The organism is Acetobacter musti, from assembly GCF_011516835.1.
In the GTDB taxonomy this organism is placed as follows: Bacteria; Pseudomonadota; Alphaproteobacteria; order Acetobacterales; family Acetobacteraceae; genus Acetobacter; species Acetobacter musti.
In genome coordinates, this window is the sequence record NZ_WOTB01000033.1 from 1 (window position 1) to 13,464 (window position 13,464).

Below are 13,464 nucleotides of genomic sequence, written 5' to 3' on the forward strand. Positions count from 1 at the left end.
ACTCTGTCTGCATCGGGTTCGTTTATTGCTTATGAAAAATTCTTTTGTGCAAAACAGACTTTTTCATAATCTAACCCGATGTACAACCCTTCTGTGAGATTTCCGCGTCGATCCCTCCAAGTCTCAGGGGCATCAGACTTCTGACGTGATACACTATGGGCAATAGTGTAACAGGACGGGCCTGAAACCGGCCGGCCTGTCCCGCGATTGCAGCGGTTTTCCTGTCCGGGGCGGGGGAGATGTGTTACACTTTTCAGGACATCATGCCCAGACCTGCCCCGAAGGCCCCTGTCCGGCCACCTTGCCAGCTGTCGCTGTTTCCCGAAACGGCGGCGCTGGTGCGCGTGGACCCGGCCGCCAACTGCTGGCGCTTCTACCATCTGTCGCTGCAGCCTGACCTGTTCGGCGGAACCGCCCTGGTGCGGCAGTGGGGGCGGATCGGGACGGCTGGCCGGCAGGTCTGCGAACTGCATCATGATGCCGGGCAGGCGCTCGACGCCCTCGTCCGCCAGCTCCGGGCCAAGCGCCGGCGGGGCTACCGCGACAGGCCGGCCGGATGAGCGGCCCCCCAAAACCGGGACAGCGGACGACCCCGGCAGGCGCCCCCGGCGGGATGCAGCTGTTCGACCGCGACGGGAGCCGCAAATACCTCACGGTTGCCGAGCGGGCGCGGTTCCTGCGTGCGGCCGAGCAGGCGCCGCGCGAGGCCCGCACGCTGTGCATGACCCTGGCCTGGTCGGGCTGCCGCCTGTCCGAGGCCCTCGCCCTCACGGCGGACCGGGTGGACCTGGCCGGCGGCGTGCTGGTGTTCGCCACGCTCAAGAAGCGCCAGGACGGGATCTATCGCGCCGTGCCGGTGCCCCCCTCCCTGCTCGAGGCCCTGGACCTGGTACATGGCATCCGCGAGGCCCAGCGCCGGCGGGGCCGTGGAGCGGCCGCCCGGCTGTGGCCCTGGTCCCGCATGACCGGTTGGCGGGCGGTGCATGCGGTCATGGCCGCCGCCGGCCTGTCCGGCCCGGCCGCGTCCCCCAAGGGCCTGCGCCATGCCTTCGGCGTCGCCGCCGTCTCCAGCGGCATCCCCCTCAACATGGTGCAGAAATGGCTCGGCCACGCCCAGCTCTCCACCACCGCCATCTACGCCGATGCCGTCGGCGCCGAGGAGCAGGATATCGCACGGAAAATGTGGGGGTAATGCATTTTGCGAAAGGGAAATCACAACAAGCGTATAAGCACCGACATGTCGACTGATATGGTCCGCTGGACGGTTTCGGTCTCCCGCGAAACCGATATCGCCGTACGTGGTTTCCTGGTGCAGCAAGGCATGAAGAAAGGCGACCTGTCGCGCTTCATCGAGGAGGCGGTGCGCTGGCGTGTGTTCGACAGGACGATGGCGGAAGCCCGGAGTGGGTTCGCAGATATGGAGCCGGACGCGCTGGAGGACCTGATCGGTGAGGCCGTGACCGCCACGCTGGCAACAGACAAGTCCAGCTAAAGCGTGCGTCTGGCCACCAAGACCAATCTTCTCATCAGTGCCCTGCTTTTTAAAAAATCCCTGCCAGCGTATCTGCTCGGGCTATGGCAGGCAGGACAATGCGAGTTACTGACTTCGACCGAACAGCTAGATGAGTTGCGGCGCGTGACCCGGTATCCCAAGATCCGTTCCCGTCTGCCGCCCACCCTCGCCGGCCGTCTGGTCAATGAAGTCCGGGATTTAGCTGTTCTCATTGTAGATCTTCCTGCTGTGGCAGCCCCTCCGGATCCGGATGACGATTATCTTTTGGCGATGGCATCTGCTGGGAAAGCCGATTTTTTGTTAACGGGCGACAAGCGCGATATTCTGGACCTGCGGGTCTATGATGGTGTGAAGATCATCACAGTAAGAGCATTTCTGGTCATGCAGGGGATCATGCCGTGAGTGAGGCTGATGGTTCTATCCCAGCAGAAGCCGAGTGCATTAGGATGCGATATAAATTCTAAGCGAATATGCAACTAAGCGACTATGCGATTAAAGTTGTTTGCTATTAAACGAATAAGCTATATAAAAAGCATAGTCGCTTAGTAGGAGACATCATGCAGACTTGGGCCGTGATTGCGCAGAAAGGTGGGCAGTCGAAAACGACGATTGCAACGGCTTTTGCTGTCGAAGCCGCCAGTGAAGGCGCAGCGGTTGTGATTCTTGATGCTGACGATCGGCAAGGATCAGCTCTCTATTGGTCTGAGAGACGAGAGGCTGATGACGTAATGGTGAAAGATAGCAGTGTTGCAGGATTGCCTTTGCATGTTTCGCGAGGACGTAAGAGTGGAAAGCTGGATCTCATCATCATTGATACGCCAGCAAACTCAAAAGACATTGCTATGTTGGCGGCAGAACAAGCTGACTTTGTAGTGATCCCAGTCGCTCCGCGTGGGTTGGATGTTCATTCTGTGCTGCAAACCATAAAGCAGGTTCAGCAAGCAGGAACACCTTTTGCTGTGATCCTCACCCAGGTTCCTTACCAAGGTTCAGAAGGGAAAGATGCTCGAGCGGGCTTCATCGCTAAAGGCGTCACTATGTTCGATACAGAACTTCATTTTCGTAAGGATTTTTATAGAGCAACACCGATTGGGAAAACTGCTGCCGAATTGGATCCAGATGGTAAGGCCGCAGCTGAACTACGCTCTGCTTATGCTGAGGCTAAGCGACTAAGCGGTTATGCGAATAAACCATTAAGCGAGATAGTATGATGGTGAAACCCAAGAAAGCATCGGCATTAGCCGGCATTTTTGAGGAAGAAAGTGCCCCTGTATCTCCGACGGTTGTAGTGGAAAATGTGCCTAAAGAGGCTACTACCCGATCACGTCTTGATGGGAACGCACCTTCGCCACGCAAGAAAAATAGTCATCCTGGAAAAAAACCGGTTTTGATCCATATCCCAGAGGATATGCACCGTACACTCCGTCAGTTGAGTGTAGAGGAAGGTGGAGAACCTTTGACGGTCATTACCGAGCGTTTATTGCGCCAATATCTGGTGCAGCGAGGGCACACTAGGTTTGCACCATGAGTAAACGGCGTGATCCGAACCCCGAGTTCGACTTTTTTATTCCGTTAATGAATGATCTTCCGTTGAAAGATCAGCGGGAAGTGATGGAGCGGCCATTTTTCTCACTTCAGAAACGTAAACGTCTTAAGCCAATTGAATATCGCAGTCCAAATGGCGAAGCATGGGTGAAAGTTGAAGCCATGCCAGCTTATGGCATGGCGACAATATGGGATGCCGACATTCTTGTGTGGGCTGCTTCCGTATTGAATCGGATGAAAGAGCAGGGGGTCAATGATCTTCCGCGAACGCTTACAACAACAACCTATGATTTGTTGCGCGGCATTCGACGGGGAACAGGAGGACGTGCTTATCAGGAATTGCAAGCTGCTCTTTCGCGTCTAGAAACAACATCCATCCGTACATCATTACGGGCACCTAAGCGCCGTAATGAGGCTCAGTTTGGATGGCTGGATGGATGGACGCTGGAAGTAGATCCAGACACAGATCAGCCGCGTGGAATGACGATCACCCTATCAAACTGGGTTTATGAAGGCATTGTAAGTGAGCGATCCTTGCTGACAATGCATCAGGATTATTTTCTTTTATCTGGTGGATTAGAGCGGGCCCTCTATCGGATCGCACGTAAACATGCTGGTCAGCAGAGAGGTGGGTGGATATGCCGTGTCGAGGTGCTGCATGAAAAAACAGGTAGCGATGCGCAGCCTAAAGAATTTAATCGTATGCTGCGGAAGATCATCGAAGCAGACCAACTTCCTGATTACACTATGTCGTTGACTCAGACTGTTGAAGGTACACCGGCAGTGATGTTTCAGTTGCGAGGTATTGAGGCAGCGACTGAGCTGCATAGGAAGCTCGAAAAAGAAAGAGAGCGCGTAGAAGCAGATCGTCGGCGTGCTGAAGAGGTGGATGGGTTGATGGATCGTTTGTCACGAGGGCGGCCTCGTTAAACTATCGTGGTTTCACCCACCCAATGAGTTCTCTCTGTAGTCAAAATGAGAGTTACTACGACTCGAAACCACTCAAGCTATAGGGAATGCTGCGTTTTCCTGTGGATAAGTATGGTCAACTGTCGTGGTTTCACCCACCCAAGCATCGTGGTTTCACCCACCCAAGCATCGTGGTTTCACCCACCCAAACACGTGGTTTCACCCACCACCCATAACCGTAACAGACTGTTATCAATCGTTTTTTCATAGGTTTTTTAGTGCTTAACTCTCTTAACTATATATTTTAACAAAATTCTTAACAAAAAAGGCACCGCCTCTTGGGAGCTACGCCCCCGCCGGCTCGCGGCCTACGGCCGCCCCGATCGCGCTTCGCGCGATCTCCCACCCGGCATCCCCCTGCTCGCCCTTTCAGGGCTGCGCTAAACAGACGCGCCTACGGCGCGAAATCATAATCTGACGATGCGTTCCCACATCGTCCCTCTACCAGTACCTTCCCCTCCCGCGTCGGCGCCTTCAGCGCCCTACGGGGCTCCCGCTCCGCGCTCGCCCGACGCCTGCAACACCAGAAGAACCGGGCAAGACCGTAATCTGCTCAAGACGCACCGGTGTTCAGGCGATCATTCAGCAGCTCACGTGTCGCAGCATGCCCATCAGACACCATAGGGTGGCCGTACAGGCATTACCGCGTGTGGTGGCTAGTTTGTAGGCGGTAACGGGGATTGCGCTTTGTGCGGCCTCTCAGGGCGCTCTGCTGGCCTTGCCGGGGATTGATAGGCTGGCCATTTCCTGTTCGTCCGTCCAGATATCCTCCTCCTGACTTTCAGCGGGATGGTTCTGATTGAAAAACCCAAGCGTTAGGGATATGGTGCATTATGCCGACGCTTCTACGCATCAATGGATTTCGTGTCGTGATTTACACGGCAGATCATGTGCCCAATGCACGTTCACGTCATAAGCGCGGATGGAGAAGCGGTGATTGAAATTGGCAGGAAAGCCCGCCTGATACGGGCAGGTGGCATGAAGGATAAGGCTATACAGGAAGCCCTTGTCATCGTGCAGGACCACGCTGAGATGCCGGCGGAAGCATGGGAGAAGATACATGGCGAATAACGTGAACTATCAGGCTGCTCGTGAAGCAGACGCGCTTCATAGAGCGACAGTTCCTCATGCGGTCTCCGCACGGTTGATCCGTGCGCGCCGCGCTCTTCATGTCACGCTCTCCAACGGTGTTGAAATGAGCGTACCGGTGGATCTGTTACAGGATTTGCAGGGCGCTTCCCTGAATGATCTGGCTGAGATCGAGATTACCCCGCTGGGTAATGGCCTTCACTGGCCCCGTCTTGATGCTGATGTCCTGGTCGAAGGTCTGATCCACGGTATCTACGGTTCCCGAAGCTGGATGGCGGCACAGATGGGACGTGTGGGCGGATCATCCGCCAGCCAGGCAAAGGTGGCGGCTGCACGCCGGAATGGTGCGAAAGGCGGTCGGCCCAGAAACGTCGCGTAAGAAGGACTACTGATCACTGTGAGCTAGACAGGCCGATAAGCATGGTGGTTGCTGAAACCGCAAAAAGTTATTACATTGGTAATAACATAAAGGGGATTCACTATGGTCGAGCTGAAAGTGCGAAAATTCGGAAACTCACTCGGGGTAGTACTGCCCAAGGAAGTGATCTCACGGCTGAATACCCAAGACGGTGCGCCCCTGTATCTGACCGAAGCACCAGACGGCGGATATCGGCTCGTGCCCTATGATCCCGACTTCGAAACAAAAATGGCGAAGGCTGAGGATATTATGCGGCGTTACCGTGATACGCTGCATGTTCTGGCCCAATGACAGTCTTCGTCTGGATAGACGAACGCGAAGCCCTGATCCTGCATGATCGGCTGTTGGGGGTGCATGGTGGCGCTTCCGGCGTACGGGATGCAGGTCTTCTGAAATCCGCGCTTGCCCGGCCACAGCAGCATGCGGCTTATGCGGATCCGCTGGATCCAGTGCATCTGGCGGCCGTCTATACGGCGGGTATCGTCAAAAACCATCCTTTCATCGACGGGAACAAGCGTACGGGCTTTGTGCTCGGTGTGCTGTTTCTGGAACTGAACGGCTATCGTTTCACGGCAGCCCAGGAAGATGCTGCGAATGCGGTTCTCGCGCTGGCAGCAGGTCAGATGGACGAACCGGGTTATGCGGCATTCCTGACCGCGAATGTCGCATCCGAAAGGGTATGACGGTAGGCGAAGAACGCGATGGACGTGCTTTTTTCGTTTCCTGAGGTGGTCCTGGCGATATTTGCCTTGATAGACCAGACTAATATGACTAAGTCTTTTTGGGTAGACTCAGGGGCTTTCGCTATGCGCACAGTTAACATCCACGAAGCCAAGACCCATCTGTCCCGGCTGATTGACGCGGCCATGAAAGGGGAAAGCTTCATCATTGCTAAAGCTGGCCGACCGATGGTGCGGGTCAGCCCGATTACGGATCCTGAAGAGTTACAGCAACGGCGTCTGGGATTTCTTGCTGGAAAAATCCGGGTACCCGAGGATTTTGATCGCATGGGACAGGACGACATTGTGTCTCTGTTCGACGGTCAGGTGTGAGGCTTCTTCTGGATACCCATCTGCTGCTCTGGGCCGCAGGAGAGCCTGATAAACTGTCAGAGCGTGCGAGAACCCTGATGGAAGATCAGAACAATGTTCTGGTCTTCAGCGCTGCCAGTCTCTGGGAGGTCACCATCAAGGTTGGGCTGGGTCGTGCAGACTTTCAGGTTGATCCCCATCTGTTGCGACGTGGTCTGATCGAAAACGGTTATGAGGAGTTATCGATCACCAGCCAGCATGCCCTAGCAGTGGGACAGCTGCCAGATGTACATAGGGATCCTTTTGATCGCATACTTGTGGCACAGGCCACGGTGGAAGGATTGCTTCTGCTGACCCATGATCCGCTGGTAAAGGCTTATTCCGGCCCGATCGAAGCTGTCTGAAGGAGATCGACCACTATGAGCAGCAAAAACAGGTCCATGCCTTCGCTGAACAGTGACGAAGCGGCCGAGGATTTCGTCGCGACCGCCGATCTGACCCGGTATGACCTGTCCGGTTTCAAGCCCATGCGCTTTGAGATCGAACCCAAGGCGGCCGCCCTCAACATGCGCCTGCCGGCGTCCCTGCTGGAGACCGATGTCGCACAGACGCGGTAAAGTATATTCCGACCAGAACAGAGGAGATCGGGCGATGTAGGTACGCTCGGAAATCACTCCGCGCGTCATGGAGGGGAAGCTCCCATGTCTCGCACCTATCATCACAGCCGCAAATACGGTCGCAATCATCGCTGGGCCAACCAGCCGGATCGCTGTGGCTATGGAGGCTCACGTGAAGCCTCTGAATCTCCCAACTGGTACAGTCATCTGCACGATATCCGTCCTGGCCGTCATCATGACAGGCATGTTGCCCGCCTGATCATCAAGGGCGACCTCGATCCTGTCGAGGCGGTCTTTCCGTATACCGGCACCCGGCGACCCCACGAATATTACTGGTAATCTTCAGCGCGGGAATGAGGGATCGTTCCCGCGTTCTGTTTCCGTCTGGATTTTCAGGTCAGTTTGGATCTGCGCTTCCGTTTTCAGCTTGGTGTGGGATTTCGTTTCTTCCCCCAAATACCCCAATCCGACCTGATGATTGCAAACTGCGAAGTCAATGACTACAATGCTGTCATTGCTTTCAGGAGGTTTCCATGGCCGTGATGACCATCCGCAATATCGACGACAGTCTCAAGCAGCAGCTTCGTCTGCGCGCAGCCCAGCATGGGCGTTCTATGGAAGAAGAGGTGCGCGATATCCTGCGTTCCGCTCTTTCTGCTGAAGTGTCCCAGGGGGTAGATGCCGGTCAGGCCATCCACCAGCGTTTTGCCAGGCTGGGCGGGGTAGATCTGCCTGCCGTGTCTCGTGAGGCCATCAGGGACGTGGATTTCGGAGTGTGATCGTTCTCGACACCAACATCCTCTCCGAACTGATGCGCTCCGGGCCTGACGGGGCGGTGCTGACCTGGATGTCCCGCCAGTCCATGATGACCCTCTTCATCACGACCATTACACAGGCCGAGATCCTGTATGGGCTGGCGCTGCTGCCGGAAGGGCGACGGCGAGAGCTTCTGATCGCAGCTGCCCGTGCCATGTTCGAAGAGGATTTCTCCGGACGTATCCTGCCTTTCGACGGAGAGGCGGCCTGTGTTTATGCTGAGATCGCCTCCCGACGCCGGCAGGCCGGAGAACCCATCAGTCAGTTTGATGCACAGATCGCGGCCATCACGCAGTCCCGTGGCGCATTCCTTGCGACACGGAATACACGTGATTTCCTCAACTGCGGTATCACCCTCATCAATCCGTGGGACGAGGGGTAGGGAGGGCGTCAATGGCCGCCTGAATCCGGGCCAGATCGGCGTCCAGAAGAGCAAGAACCTGATCGGCCGGGACAGTGGGTTTCGTGCTGTTGCGTGCCTTGCGGATTGCATCCCTTTTGGCAGCCTGTTCGTCGGAAAGGTCCGTCATGGTCATGTCTTCATCGCCTCGTGTTTCGTGGCAGCGACAGGGGCAGAAATCCGCCATGCGTAATCGCAGACATTATCCAGCAATTCTGCTCGTTGTGTCTGACTGTAAGCTATAACGAAATCAGCGACGATTTTTTCTGGCACACCTTCCCGAAGGAGGTTGGCAGCCGTTTCCGCTATTTCCAGATTGACCGCCTCATTGAGCAAGATCAAGGCATCCGTATCGGTCATACGCTTTGCCGCCCGTGCAACGAACCGGGCATTCAGATTCCACATCCATCGATGACGGTTGATTGTATCAGAAAACCATTCTGGAGAAGGGTATTCTGGAGCCATTAGGTATCCTCTTGAAGTGTTTGTGGCGGTCAGTTTCCAGACCGTCAAATTGTTCTGTGGCCGAGATTACAATCTGTCCGTTTCGGATGATCGTGTTTTGCAATCAGTCATGTTCCCTGTCCCTGTCGAAGGCATGAAGCCCCGCGCGCCTCCAGCGTGTTTTCAGGTCGTCCGGGGTGGTCTCATTTCCCCCCTGAAGCTGCCCCGCAATATCCAGAAAGGCTCCGAGCAGGGTGGCGCGGTCATCATCGGTCAGATCGACCAGTCCCGCCTTCTGGACCAGGCCGCCCAGTTCGATCAGATGATGAGTGCGTTCCCGTCGCGCCTTCGCCCAGTCGCGCATGTCGGTGCGTGCCTTTCGTGCCTGATGGCGATGGATCAGGGCTGTCTGCTTCCTGATCCTTCTTTCAAGCGCCAGAAGCTCCATTCTGATCGTTTCCGGTTCCTTTCCGGCCGCCCTTTTTTGCGCCGGCCTGAAAGAACGCTGTCCCCCGTTCGGTCCACCTCGCGACGGCTTCGGGTTTGCCGTCAGCCTGTTCGACAGCCGCAAGAAGTACCCCGGCCAGCGCCTCAATCGACAGGGTATCGGCTCCCGTCGCCTCGACCAGTTCACCGAGCTGGAGGGTTCTTTGCGCCTTAAGCTGCTTCGCCTTTTCCTGAAGCGCCTTCAGTTCCGCATCAATGTCCCGTGGCCTGCGCATTTCCGGTCCTCTGTCCTGCTGGTCTGTGCCATACTCTACCACACAGGCGAGAACCGCGTCACTCATCCAGAGCAATCAACCCTTGTGGCACAGTAAAATGTGAGTGCGCGCTTATACGTCACTGCGTGACGTGCGCTTAAGTAGTGTGATAGGATCGCGTTCATGGCGATCTATCATCTGCATGCAAAGGTCATCAGCCGCGCCACCGGCCGGAGCGCCGTGGCAGCGGCGGCCTATCGCGCGGCATGCCGCCTGCATGATGTGCGTCTGGATCGTGATCATGACTTTTCCAACAAGAGCGGTGTGGTGCATTCCGAGATCATGCTGCCCGATGGCGCTCCGGAACGGTTTCTCGACCGTGCGACCCTATGGAATGAGGTCGAGGCGATCGAGAAACGCAAGGATGCCCAGCTTGCCCGTGAGGTGGAGTTTTCAATCCCGCGCGAAATGACCCAGGCGCAGGGGATCGCGCTGGCACGGGATTTTGTGCGGGAGCAGTTCGTGGAACGCGGTATGGTGGCCGATCTCAATGTACATTGGGATATTGGTGAGGACGGACAGTCGAAGCCTCATGCCCATGTGATGCTGTCCACGCGGTCTGTGGATGAGAACGGGTTTGGTGCGAAAGAGCGTTCGTGGAACGACAAGGAACTCCTGCTGACGTGGCGTGAACGATGGGCGTCGCTCGCCAATGAACGGCTGGCCGAGCTGGACCTGGATGTGCGGATCGATCATCGGTCGTTCGCGGCACAGGGGATCGACCTTGAGCCGCAGAACAAGATCGGTCCGGCCGGCATGCGTCGGGAAGAGCGGGGCGAGGACGCGGAGCGGGTGGCTGACCATCTGGAGATCGCGCGACGCAATGGCGAGAGGTTGCTGGCGGAACCGCATGTCGCTCTGGAGGCGCTGACCAAGCAGCAGAGCACATTTACCCGGCAGGATCTGGCGCGGTTCGTGGACCGGCAGACGGCGGATGCAGAACAGTTCAGTGCTGTCATGGTTCGGGTGGAGGCGTGTCCAGAGTTGGTCGCGCTCGGGAAAGACGGACAGGGGCGGGAGCGGTTCTCCACGCGCGCGATGACCGGGGTCGAGCAGCGTCTGGAAGAGGCATCGTTCGCGATGGGGCAGTCCCAGGGTCATGCGGTGCCGCTGGCAGTGCGTCGGGCAGCGATGCAGCATTCCGGTCTTGGGGACGAGCAGGCGCTGGCGGTGGGCGAGGTCACGAAGTCCCGCGACCTGTCCGTCGTGGTCGGCTATGCCGGGACGGGGAAGAGCACCATGCTGGGTGTCGCCCGTGAGGCGTGGGAGGCAGCCGGGTATCGGGTACGCGGGGCGGCGCTGTCGGGGATTGCGGCGGAAGGGCTGGAAGCCGGGTCCGGGATCGGAAGCCGGACGCTGGCCTCCCTGGAGCGTGCGTGGGAACGTGGGTTTGACCTGCTGGAGCGCGGGGACGTGCTGGTGGTGGACGAGGCCGGCATGGTGGGGTCACGGCAGATGGAGCGGGTGCTGTCGGCTGCGCATGAGGTCGGGGCCAAGGTGGTGCTGGTGGGTGATCCCGAGCAGTTGCAGGCGATCGAGGCTGGTGGGGCGTTCCGGGCGGTGGCCGAGCGGGTCGGGTCTGTGGAAATCACCGCCGTGCGCCGGCAGCGTGAAGGCTGGCAGCAGGCGGCCACGAAGGAGCTGGCGACGGGGCGGACGGGTGAGGCGCTGGATCGCTATGAGGCGGCTGGCCTGGTGCGCGGGCATGACACGCTGGAAGAGGCGCGGGCCGGGGTAGTGGCCGGGTGGGATGAAGCCCGTCAGGCTGCGCCAGAAGAAAGCCAGATCATGCTGGCGCATCGGCGTGTCGATGTGCGGGCGCTGAACGAGGCGGCGCGGGAGATCCGGCGGGAGGCTGGTGAGCTGGGTGACGACGTGCTGGTGCCGACCGCCCAGGGCGAGCGGGTGTTCGCGGACAGGGAGCGTGTCTACTTCCTGCGTAATGACCGGGAACTGGGGGTGAAGAACGGTACGTTGGGCACGGTGCGGGGGATCGAGGGATCGGCCGAGGCCGGGGATCTGGTGCTGTCGGTGCAGCTTGACGGAGCAGGCGGTGCCGGGACTGGTCGGGTCGTGTCCGTGTCGGTGGCGGATTATGACGCGCTGGATCATGGCTATGCGGCCACCATCCACAAATCGCAGGGTGTGACGGTGGACCGAGCGCATGTGCTGGCGACGGGGAGCATGGACCGGCACGGGGCCTATGTGGCGCTGTCGCGGCATCGGGAGAGCGTGTCCGTCCATTGGTGCCGGGATGACGTGGGCGACCGGGACGGGCTGGTGCGGCGGCTGTCGCGCGAGCGGCTGAAGGATACCACGCTGGATTACCCGCAGGTCCGGGATCGGGATACCGGGTTTGCGCGGCGGCGCGGGCTGCATGTCCCCGAGAGCGAGATCGTGGTGGAGCGTGAGAAGGCTGCCTCTGGCCCCCGGCAGGACAGGCAGGCCGAAGCTGTCCGTACGTCAGATCCGGCACCGGCGCAGCAGAAACGCGGGATGTTCGACGGGCTGGACCTGTCCGTGCGGCCGGGTCGTCTCACATCGGAAAAAGACGTGTCGGCCGGGATGGAGGCTGAGGCCGGAAAGGGGGAGAGTGGGGTTGAGCGTGAGGCTCCTGTCTCTCCCTTTGCGGGTTTGAGGCTGCCACGTGTGCAGCGCGAGCAGGTGCCGGCCGGGCTGGACGGGTTTGCGCCGGGGAGTGACCCGCTTCAGCAGGTGGTGGAGCGGTATGCGCGGGCCTGGGTGGATGCCGAGCGCATGGTGCGTCAGGAACTGCCAGTGCTGGAGCATCAGAAGAAGGCGCTGTTTGAAGCCGGGCGGGATCTGGAACGGGTCCGGCGTGGCGGTGAGGCGGATCTGCGGGCGGCGCTGAAGCATCAGCCGGAGATCCGGCAGGCGCTGTATGGTCTGGAAGGTCCGGGACGGGCGCGCAGGCTGGTCGAGGGGCTGGAGCATGAGGACAGGGTGCGAAAGAGCCCGGAATTGCGGGCGGCACGGTTCGTGAAGACGTGGGACGGGATGAGCCGCGAGCAGCAGGGTGTGGCGCTGAAGGAGCTGAAGCGGGATGCGCAGCTTGAGTCCATTCTGCGGGAGAAAAGCCGCGAGCTGGGTATTAGGAAGGGATCGACGCTCGATCACGGGCTGCATCCTCATCAGAGGGAGCAGTCCCTGTCGCGGTCCAGGTCGCGCGGTATGGATATGGGGATGTAATCTGCTTGAGAGAGGATATGTTGATGTGTATAATTTTCACTGGAGATACACATCATGCGAACCAACATCATTATTGACGATACCCTCATGACAGATGCGCTGAAGGCGTCTGGCGTCAAAACCAAGAAAGAAGCCGTCGAACTCGGGTTGCGGACGCTGATCAAGTTGAATCAGCAGCGGCAACTGCGTTCCATGAAGGGCAGGCTGGAGTGGCACGGCGATCTCGACGCCATGCGTTCCGACGCATGATTCTGGTCGATTCATCGGTCTGGATTGATTTTTTCAGGGGTACGGTGACGCCACAGGTTGATGCTCTGGACCGGTTGCTGGGAGAGGAACTGGTCGCCATTGGGGATCTGATGATGACGGAAGTTCTTCAGGGGTTTGCGAGCGAACGGGATTTCAACAAGGCGCGGAGACTGCTTGGCGCTCTGGATCTGGTCGAGATCGGGGGGCGTGATGTCATGATCGAGGCGGCACGATATTTCCGTGACCTGCGTGCGAGAGGCATCACCATCCGGAAAACCATTGATACCCTGATTGCCACACGATGTATCGTAAGCGGGTATCGGATCCTTTACAGTGACCGGGACTTTGACCCGTTTGTGACACATCTGGGGCTGGAACGGGTTGTCTGATTTCGGCGCGGTG

Annotated in this window: 24 protein-coding genes; 20 read left to right on the plus strand and 4 right to left on the minus strand. The window is 58.3% G+C overall.

Translation table 11 applies throughout. The features are described 5' to 3' along the window. The first annotated feature begins 263 nt into the window (after nucleotides 1–263). From GOB93_RS17285 to GOB93_RS17365, 17 genes are all read left to right on the plus strand, one after another. Complete coding sequence (locus tag GOB93_RS17285; protein ID WP_242010877.1) at nucleotides 264–560, plus strand: WGR domain-containing protein; 297 nt, start codon at nucleotides 264–266, stop codon at nucleotides 558–560. Then, on the plus strand, nucleotides 557–1,192 hold the full coding sequence (locus tag GOB93_RS17290) for a tyrosine-type recombinase/integrase (protein WP_173584740.1): 636 nt from the start codon (nucleotides 557–559) through the stop codon (nucleotides 1,190–1,192). Before GOB93_RS17285 ends, GOB93_RS17290 begins: the two co-directional genes overlap by 4 nt. A 45-nt stretch (nucleotides 1,193–1,237) precedes the next feature. Beyond that, nucleotides 1,238–1,492: a ribbon-helix-helix domain-containing protein gene (locus GOB93_RS17295; RefSeq protein WP_173584741.1), complete on the plus strand. Its 255-nt coding sequence runs from the start codon at nucleotides 1,238–1,240 to the stop codon at nucleotides 1,490–1,492. Nucleotides 1,493–1,495: 3 nt separating this feature from the next. Then, nucleotides 1,496–1,915 carry a putative toxin-antitoxin system toxin component, PIN family gene (locus GOB93_RS17300; RefSeq protein ID WP_173584742.1) on the plus strand — a complete coding sequence of 140 codons (420 nt, stop codon included), beginning with the start codon at nucleotides 1,496–1,498 and terminating at the stop codon, nucleotides 1,913–1,915. 155 nt (nucleotides 1,916–2,070) lie between these two features. Continuing rightward, nucleotides 2,071–2,724 carry a ParA family protein gene (locus GOB93_RS17305; protein WP_062247395.1) on the plus strand — a complete coding sequence of 218 codons (654 nt, stop codon included), beginning with the start codon at nucleotides 2,071–2,073 and terminating at the stop codon, nucleotides 2,722–2,724. Next, nucleotides 2,721–3,041 carry a hypothetical protein gene (locus GOB93_RS17310; RefSeq protein ID WP_198912719.1) on the plus strand — a complete coding sequence of 107 codons (321 nt, stop codon included), beginning with the start codon at nucleotides 2,721–2,723 and terminating at the stop codon, nucleotides 3,039–3,041. The genes GOB93_RS17305 and GOB93_RS17310 overlap by 4 nt, the downstream gene beginning before the upstream one ends. Beyond that, the gene (locus GOB93_RS17315; protein WP_173584743.1) at nucleotides 3,038–3,988 is read left to right on the plus strand and encodes a replication initiator protein A; all 951 of its coding nucleotides are present in this window, start codon (nucleotides 3,038–3,040) and stop codon (nucleotides 3,986–3,988) included. Before GOB93_RS17310 ends, GOB93_RS17315 begins: the two co-directional genes overlap by 4 nt. Nucleotides 3,989–4,960: 972 nt before the next feature. Beyond that, nucleotides 4,961–5,098: a DUF4160 domain-containing protein gene (locus GOB93_RS17320; protein ID WP_338422409.1), complete on the plus strand. Its 138-nt coding sequence runs from the start codon at nucleotides 4,961–4,963 to the stop codon at nucleotides 5,096–5,098. Beyond that, nucleotides 5,088–5,495 (plus strand): DUF2442 domain-containing protein, encoded by a 408-nt coding sequence (locus GOB93_RS17325; RefSeq protein ID WP_062454620.1) that lies wholly within the window; start codon nucleotides 5,088–5,090, stop codon nucleotides 5,493–5,495. The genes GOB93_RS17320 and GOB93_RS17325 overlap by 11 nt, the downstream gene beginning before the upstream one ends. A 102-nt stretch (nucleotides 5,496–5,597) precedes the next feature. Further along, nucleotides 5,598–5,825, plus strand: coding sequence for an AbrB/MazE/SpoVT family DNA-binding domain-containing protein (locus GOB93_RS17330; protein ID WP_026019902.1), 228 nt, complete (start codon nucleotides 5,598–5,600; stop codon nucleotides 5,823–5,825). Beyond that, nucleotides 5,822–6,217 (plus strand): type II toxin-antitoxin system death-on-curing family toxin, encoded by a 396-nt coding sequence (locus GOB93_RS17335; RefSeq protein ID WP_173584745.1) that lies wholly within the window; start codon nucleotides 5,822–5,824, stop codon nucleotides 6,215–6,217. The genes GOB93_RS17330 and GOB93_RS17335 overlap by 4 nt, the downstream gene beginning before the upstream one ends. Nucleotides 6,218–6,340: 123 nt before the next feature. Further along, nucleotides 6,341–6,586, plus strand: a complete 246-nt coding sequence (locus tag GOB93_RS17340) for a type II toxin-antitoxin system Phd/YefM family antitoxin (RefSeq protein ID WP_173584755.1) — start codon at nucleotides 6,341–6,343, stop codon at nucleotides 6,584–6,586. Continuing rightward, nucleotides 6,583–6,969 carry a PIN domain-containing protein gene (locus GOB93_RS17345; protein ID WP_173584746.1) on the plus strand — a complete coding sequence of 129 codons (387 nt, stop codon included), beginning with the start codon at nucleotides 6,583–6,585 and terminating at the stop codon, nucleotides 6,967–6,969. The genes GOB93_RS17340 and GOB93_RS17345 overlap by 4 nt, the downstream gene beginning before the upstream one ends. Before the next feature lie 36 nt (nucleotides 6,970–7,005). After that, complete coding sequence (locus tag GOB93_RS17350; protein WP_173584756.1) at nucleotides 7,006–7,182, plus strand: CopG family antitoxin; 177 nt, start codon at nucleotides 7,006–7,008, stop codon at nucleotides 7,180–7,182. A gap of 84 nt (nucleotides 7,183–7,266) precedes the next feature. Next, the gene (locus GOB93_RS17355) at nucleotides 7,267–7,521 is read left to right on the plus strand and encodes a hypothetical protein (protein WP_012813384.1); all 255 of its coding nucleotides are present in this window, start codon (nucleotides 7,267–7,269) and stop codon (nucleotides 7,519–7,521) included. A 194-nt stretch (nucleotides 7,522–7,715) separates the two neighbouring features. Next, complete coding sequence (locus GOB93_RS17360) at nucleotides 7,716–7,961, plus strand: FitA-like ribbon-helix-helix domain-containing protein (RefSeq protein WP_019088716.1); 246 nt, start codon at nucleotides 7,716–7,718, stop codon at nucleotides 7,959–7,961. Next, entirely contained in the window at nucleotides 7,958–8,380 is a 423-nt protein-coding gene (locus GOB93_RS17365) for a type II toxin-antitoxin system VapC family toxin (protein ID WP_019088717.1), read from the plus strand. The genes GOB93_RS17360 and GOB93_RS17365 overlap by 4 nt, the downstream gene beginning before the upstream one ends. On the opposite strand, the gene GOB93_RS17370 is transcribed toward GOB93_RS17365, so the two are convergent. From GOB93_RS17370 to GOB93_RS17385, 4 genes are all read right to left on the minus strand, one after another. Further along, nucleotides 8,358–8,534, minus strand: coding sequence for a hypothetical protein (locus tag GOB93_RS17370; protein ID WP_206752619.1), 177 nt, complete (start codon nucleotides 8,532–8,534; stop codon nucleotides 8,358–8,360). The two genes, GOB93_RS17365 and GOB93_RS17370, sit on opposite strands and share 23 nt — an antisense overlap. Then, the gene (locus tag GOB93_RS17375) at nucleotides 8,531–8,863 is read right to left on the minus strand and encodes a hypothetical protein (protein WP_173584747.1); all 333 of its coding nucleotides are present in this window, start codon (nucleotides 8,861–8,863) and stop codon (nucleotides 8,531–8,533) included. Before GOB93_RS17375 ends, GOB93_RS17370 begins: the two co-directional genes overlap by 4 nt. 103 nt (nucleotides 8,864–8,966) lie before the next feature. Beyond that, nucleotides 8,967–9,206 carry a conjugal transfer protein TraD gene (locus tag GOB93_RS17380; protein WP_062446221.1) on the minus strand — a complete coding sequence of 80 codons (240 nt, stop codon included), beginning with the start codon at nucleotides 9,204–9,206 and terminating at the stop codon, nucleotides 8,967–8,969. A gap of 64 nt (nucleotides 9,207–9,270) precedes the next feature. After that, nucleotides 9,271–9,630, minus strand: coding sequence for a conjugal transfer protein TraD (locus tag GOB93_RS17385; RefSeq protein ID WP_025439939.1), 360 nt, complete (start codon nucleotides 9,628–9,630; stop codon nucleotides 9,271–9,273). 96 nt (nucleotides 9,631–9,726) lie between these two features. Here GOB93_RS17385 and traA point away from each other — a divergent pair, with 96 nt between their 5' ends. From traA to vapC, 3 genes are read left to right on the plus strand one after another with little or no spacing between them, the layout of a single operon-like run. After that, nucleotides 9,727–12,813 carry a Ti-type conjugative transfer relaxase TraA gene (traA, locus tag GOB93_RS17390; RefSeq protein WP_173584748.1) on the plus strand — a complete coding sequence of 1,029 codons (3,087 nt, stop codon included), beginning with the start codon at nucleotides 9,727–9,729 and terminating at the stop codon, nucleotides 12,811–12,813. A 54-nt stretch (nucleotides 12,814–12,867) separates the two neighbouring features. Further along, the gene (locus GOB93_RS17395) at nucleotides 12,868–13,062 is read left to right on the plus strand and encodes a type II toxin-antitoxin system VapB family antitoxin (RefSeq protein WP_062106147.1); all 195 of its coding nucleotides are present in this window, start codon (nucleotides 12,868–12,870) and stop codon (nucleotides 13,060–13,062) included. Beyond that, nucleotides 13,059–13,451, plus strand: coding sequence for a type II toxin-antitoxin system VapC family toxin (vapC, locus tag GOB93_RS17400; protein WP_173584749.1), 393 nt, complete (start codon nucleotides 13,059–13,061; stop codon nucleotides 13,449–13,451). Before GOB93_RS17395 ends, vapC begins: the two co-directional genes overlap by 4 nt. The last annotated feature ends 13 nt before the right edge of the window (nucleotides 13,452–13,464 follow it).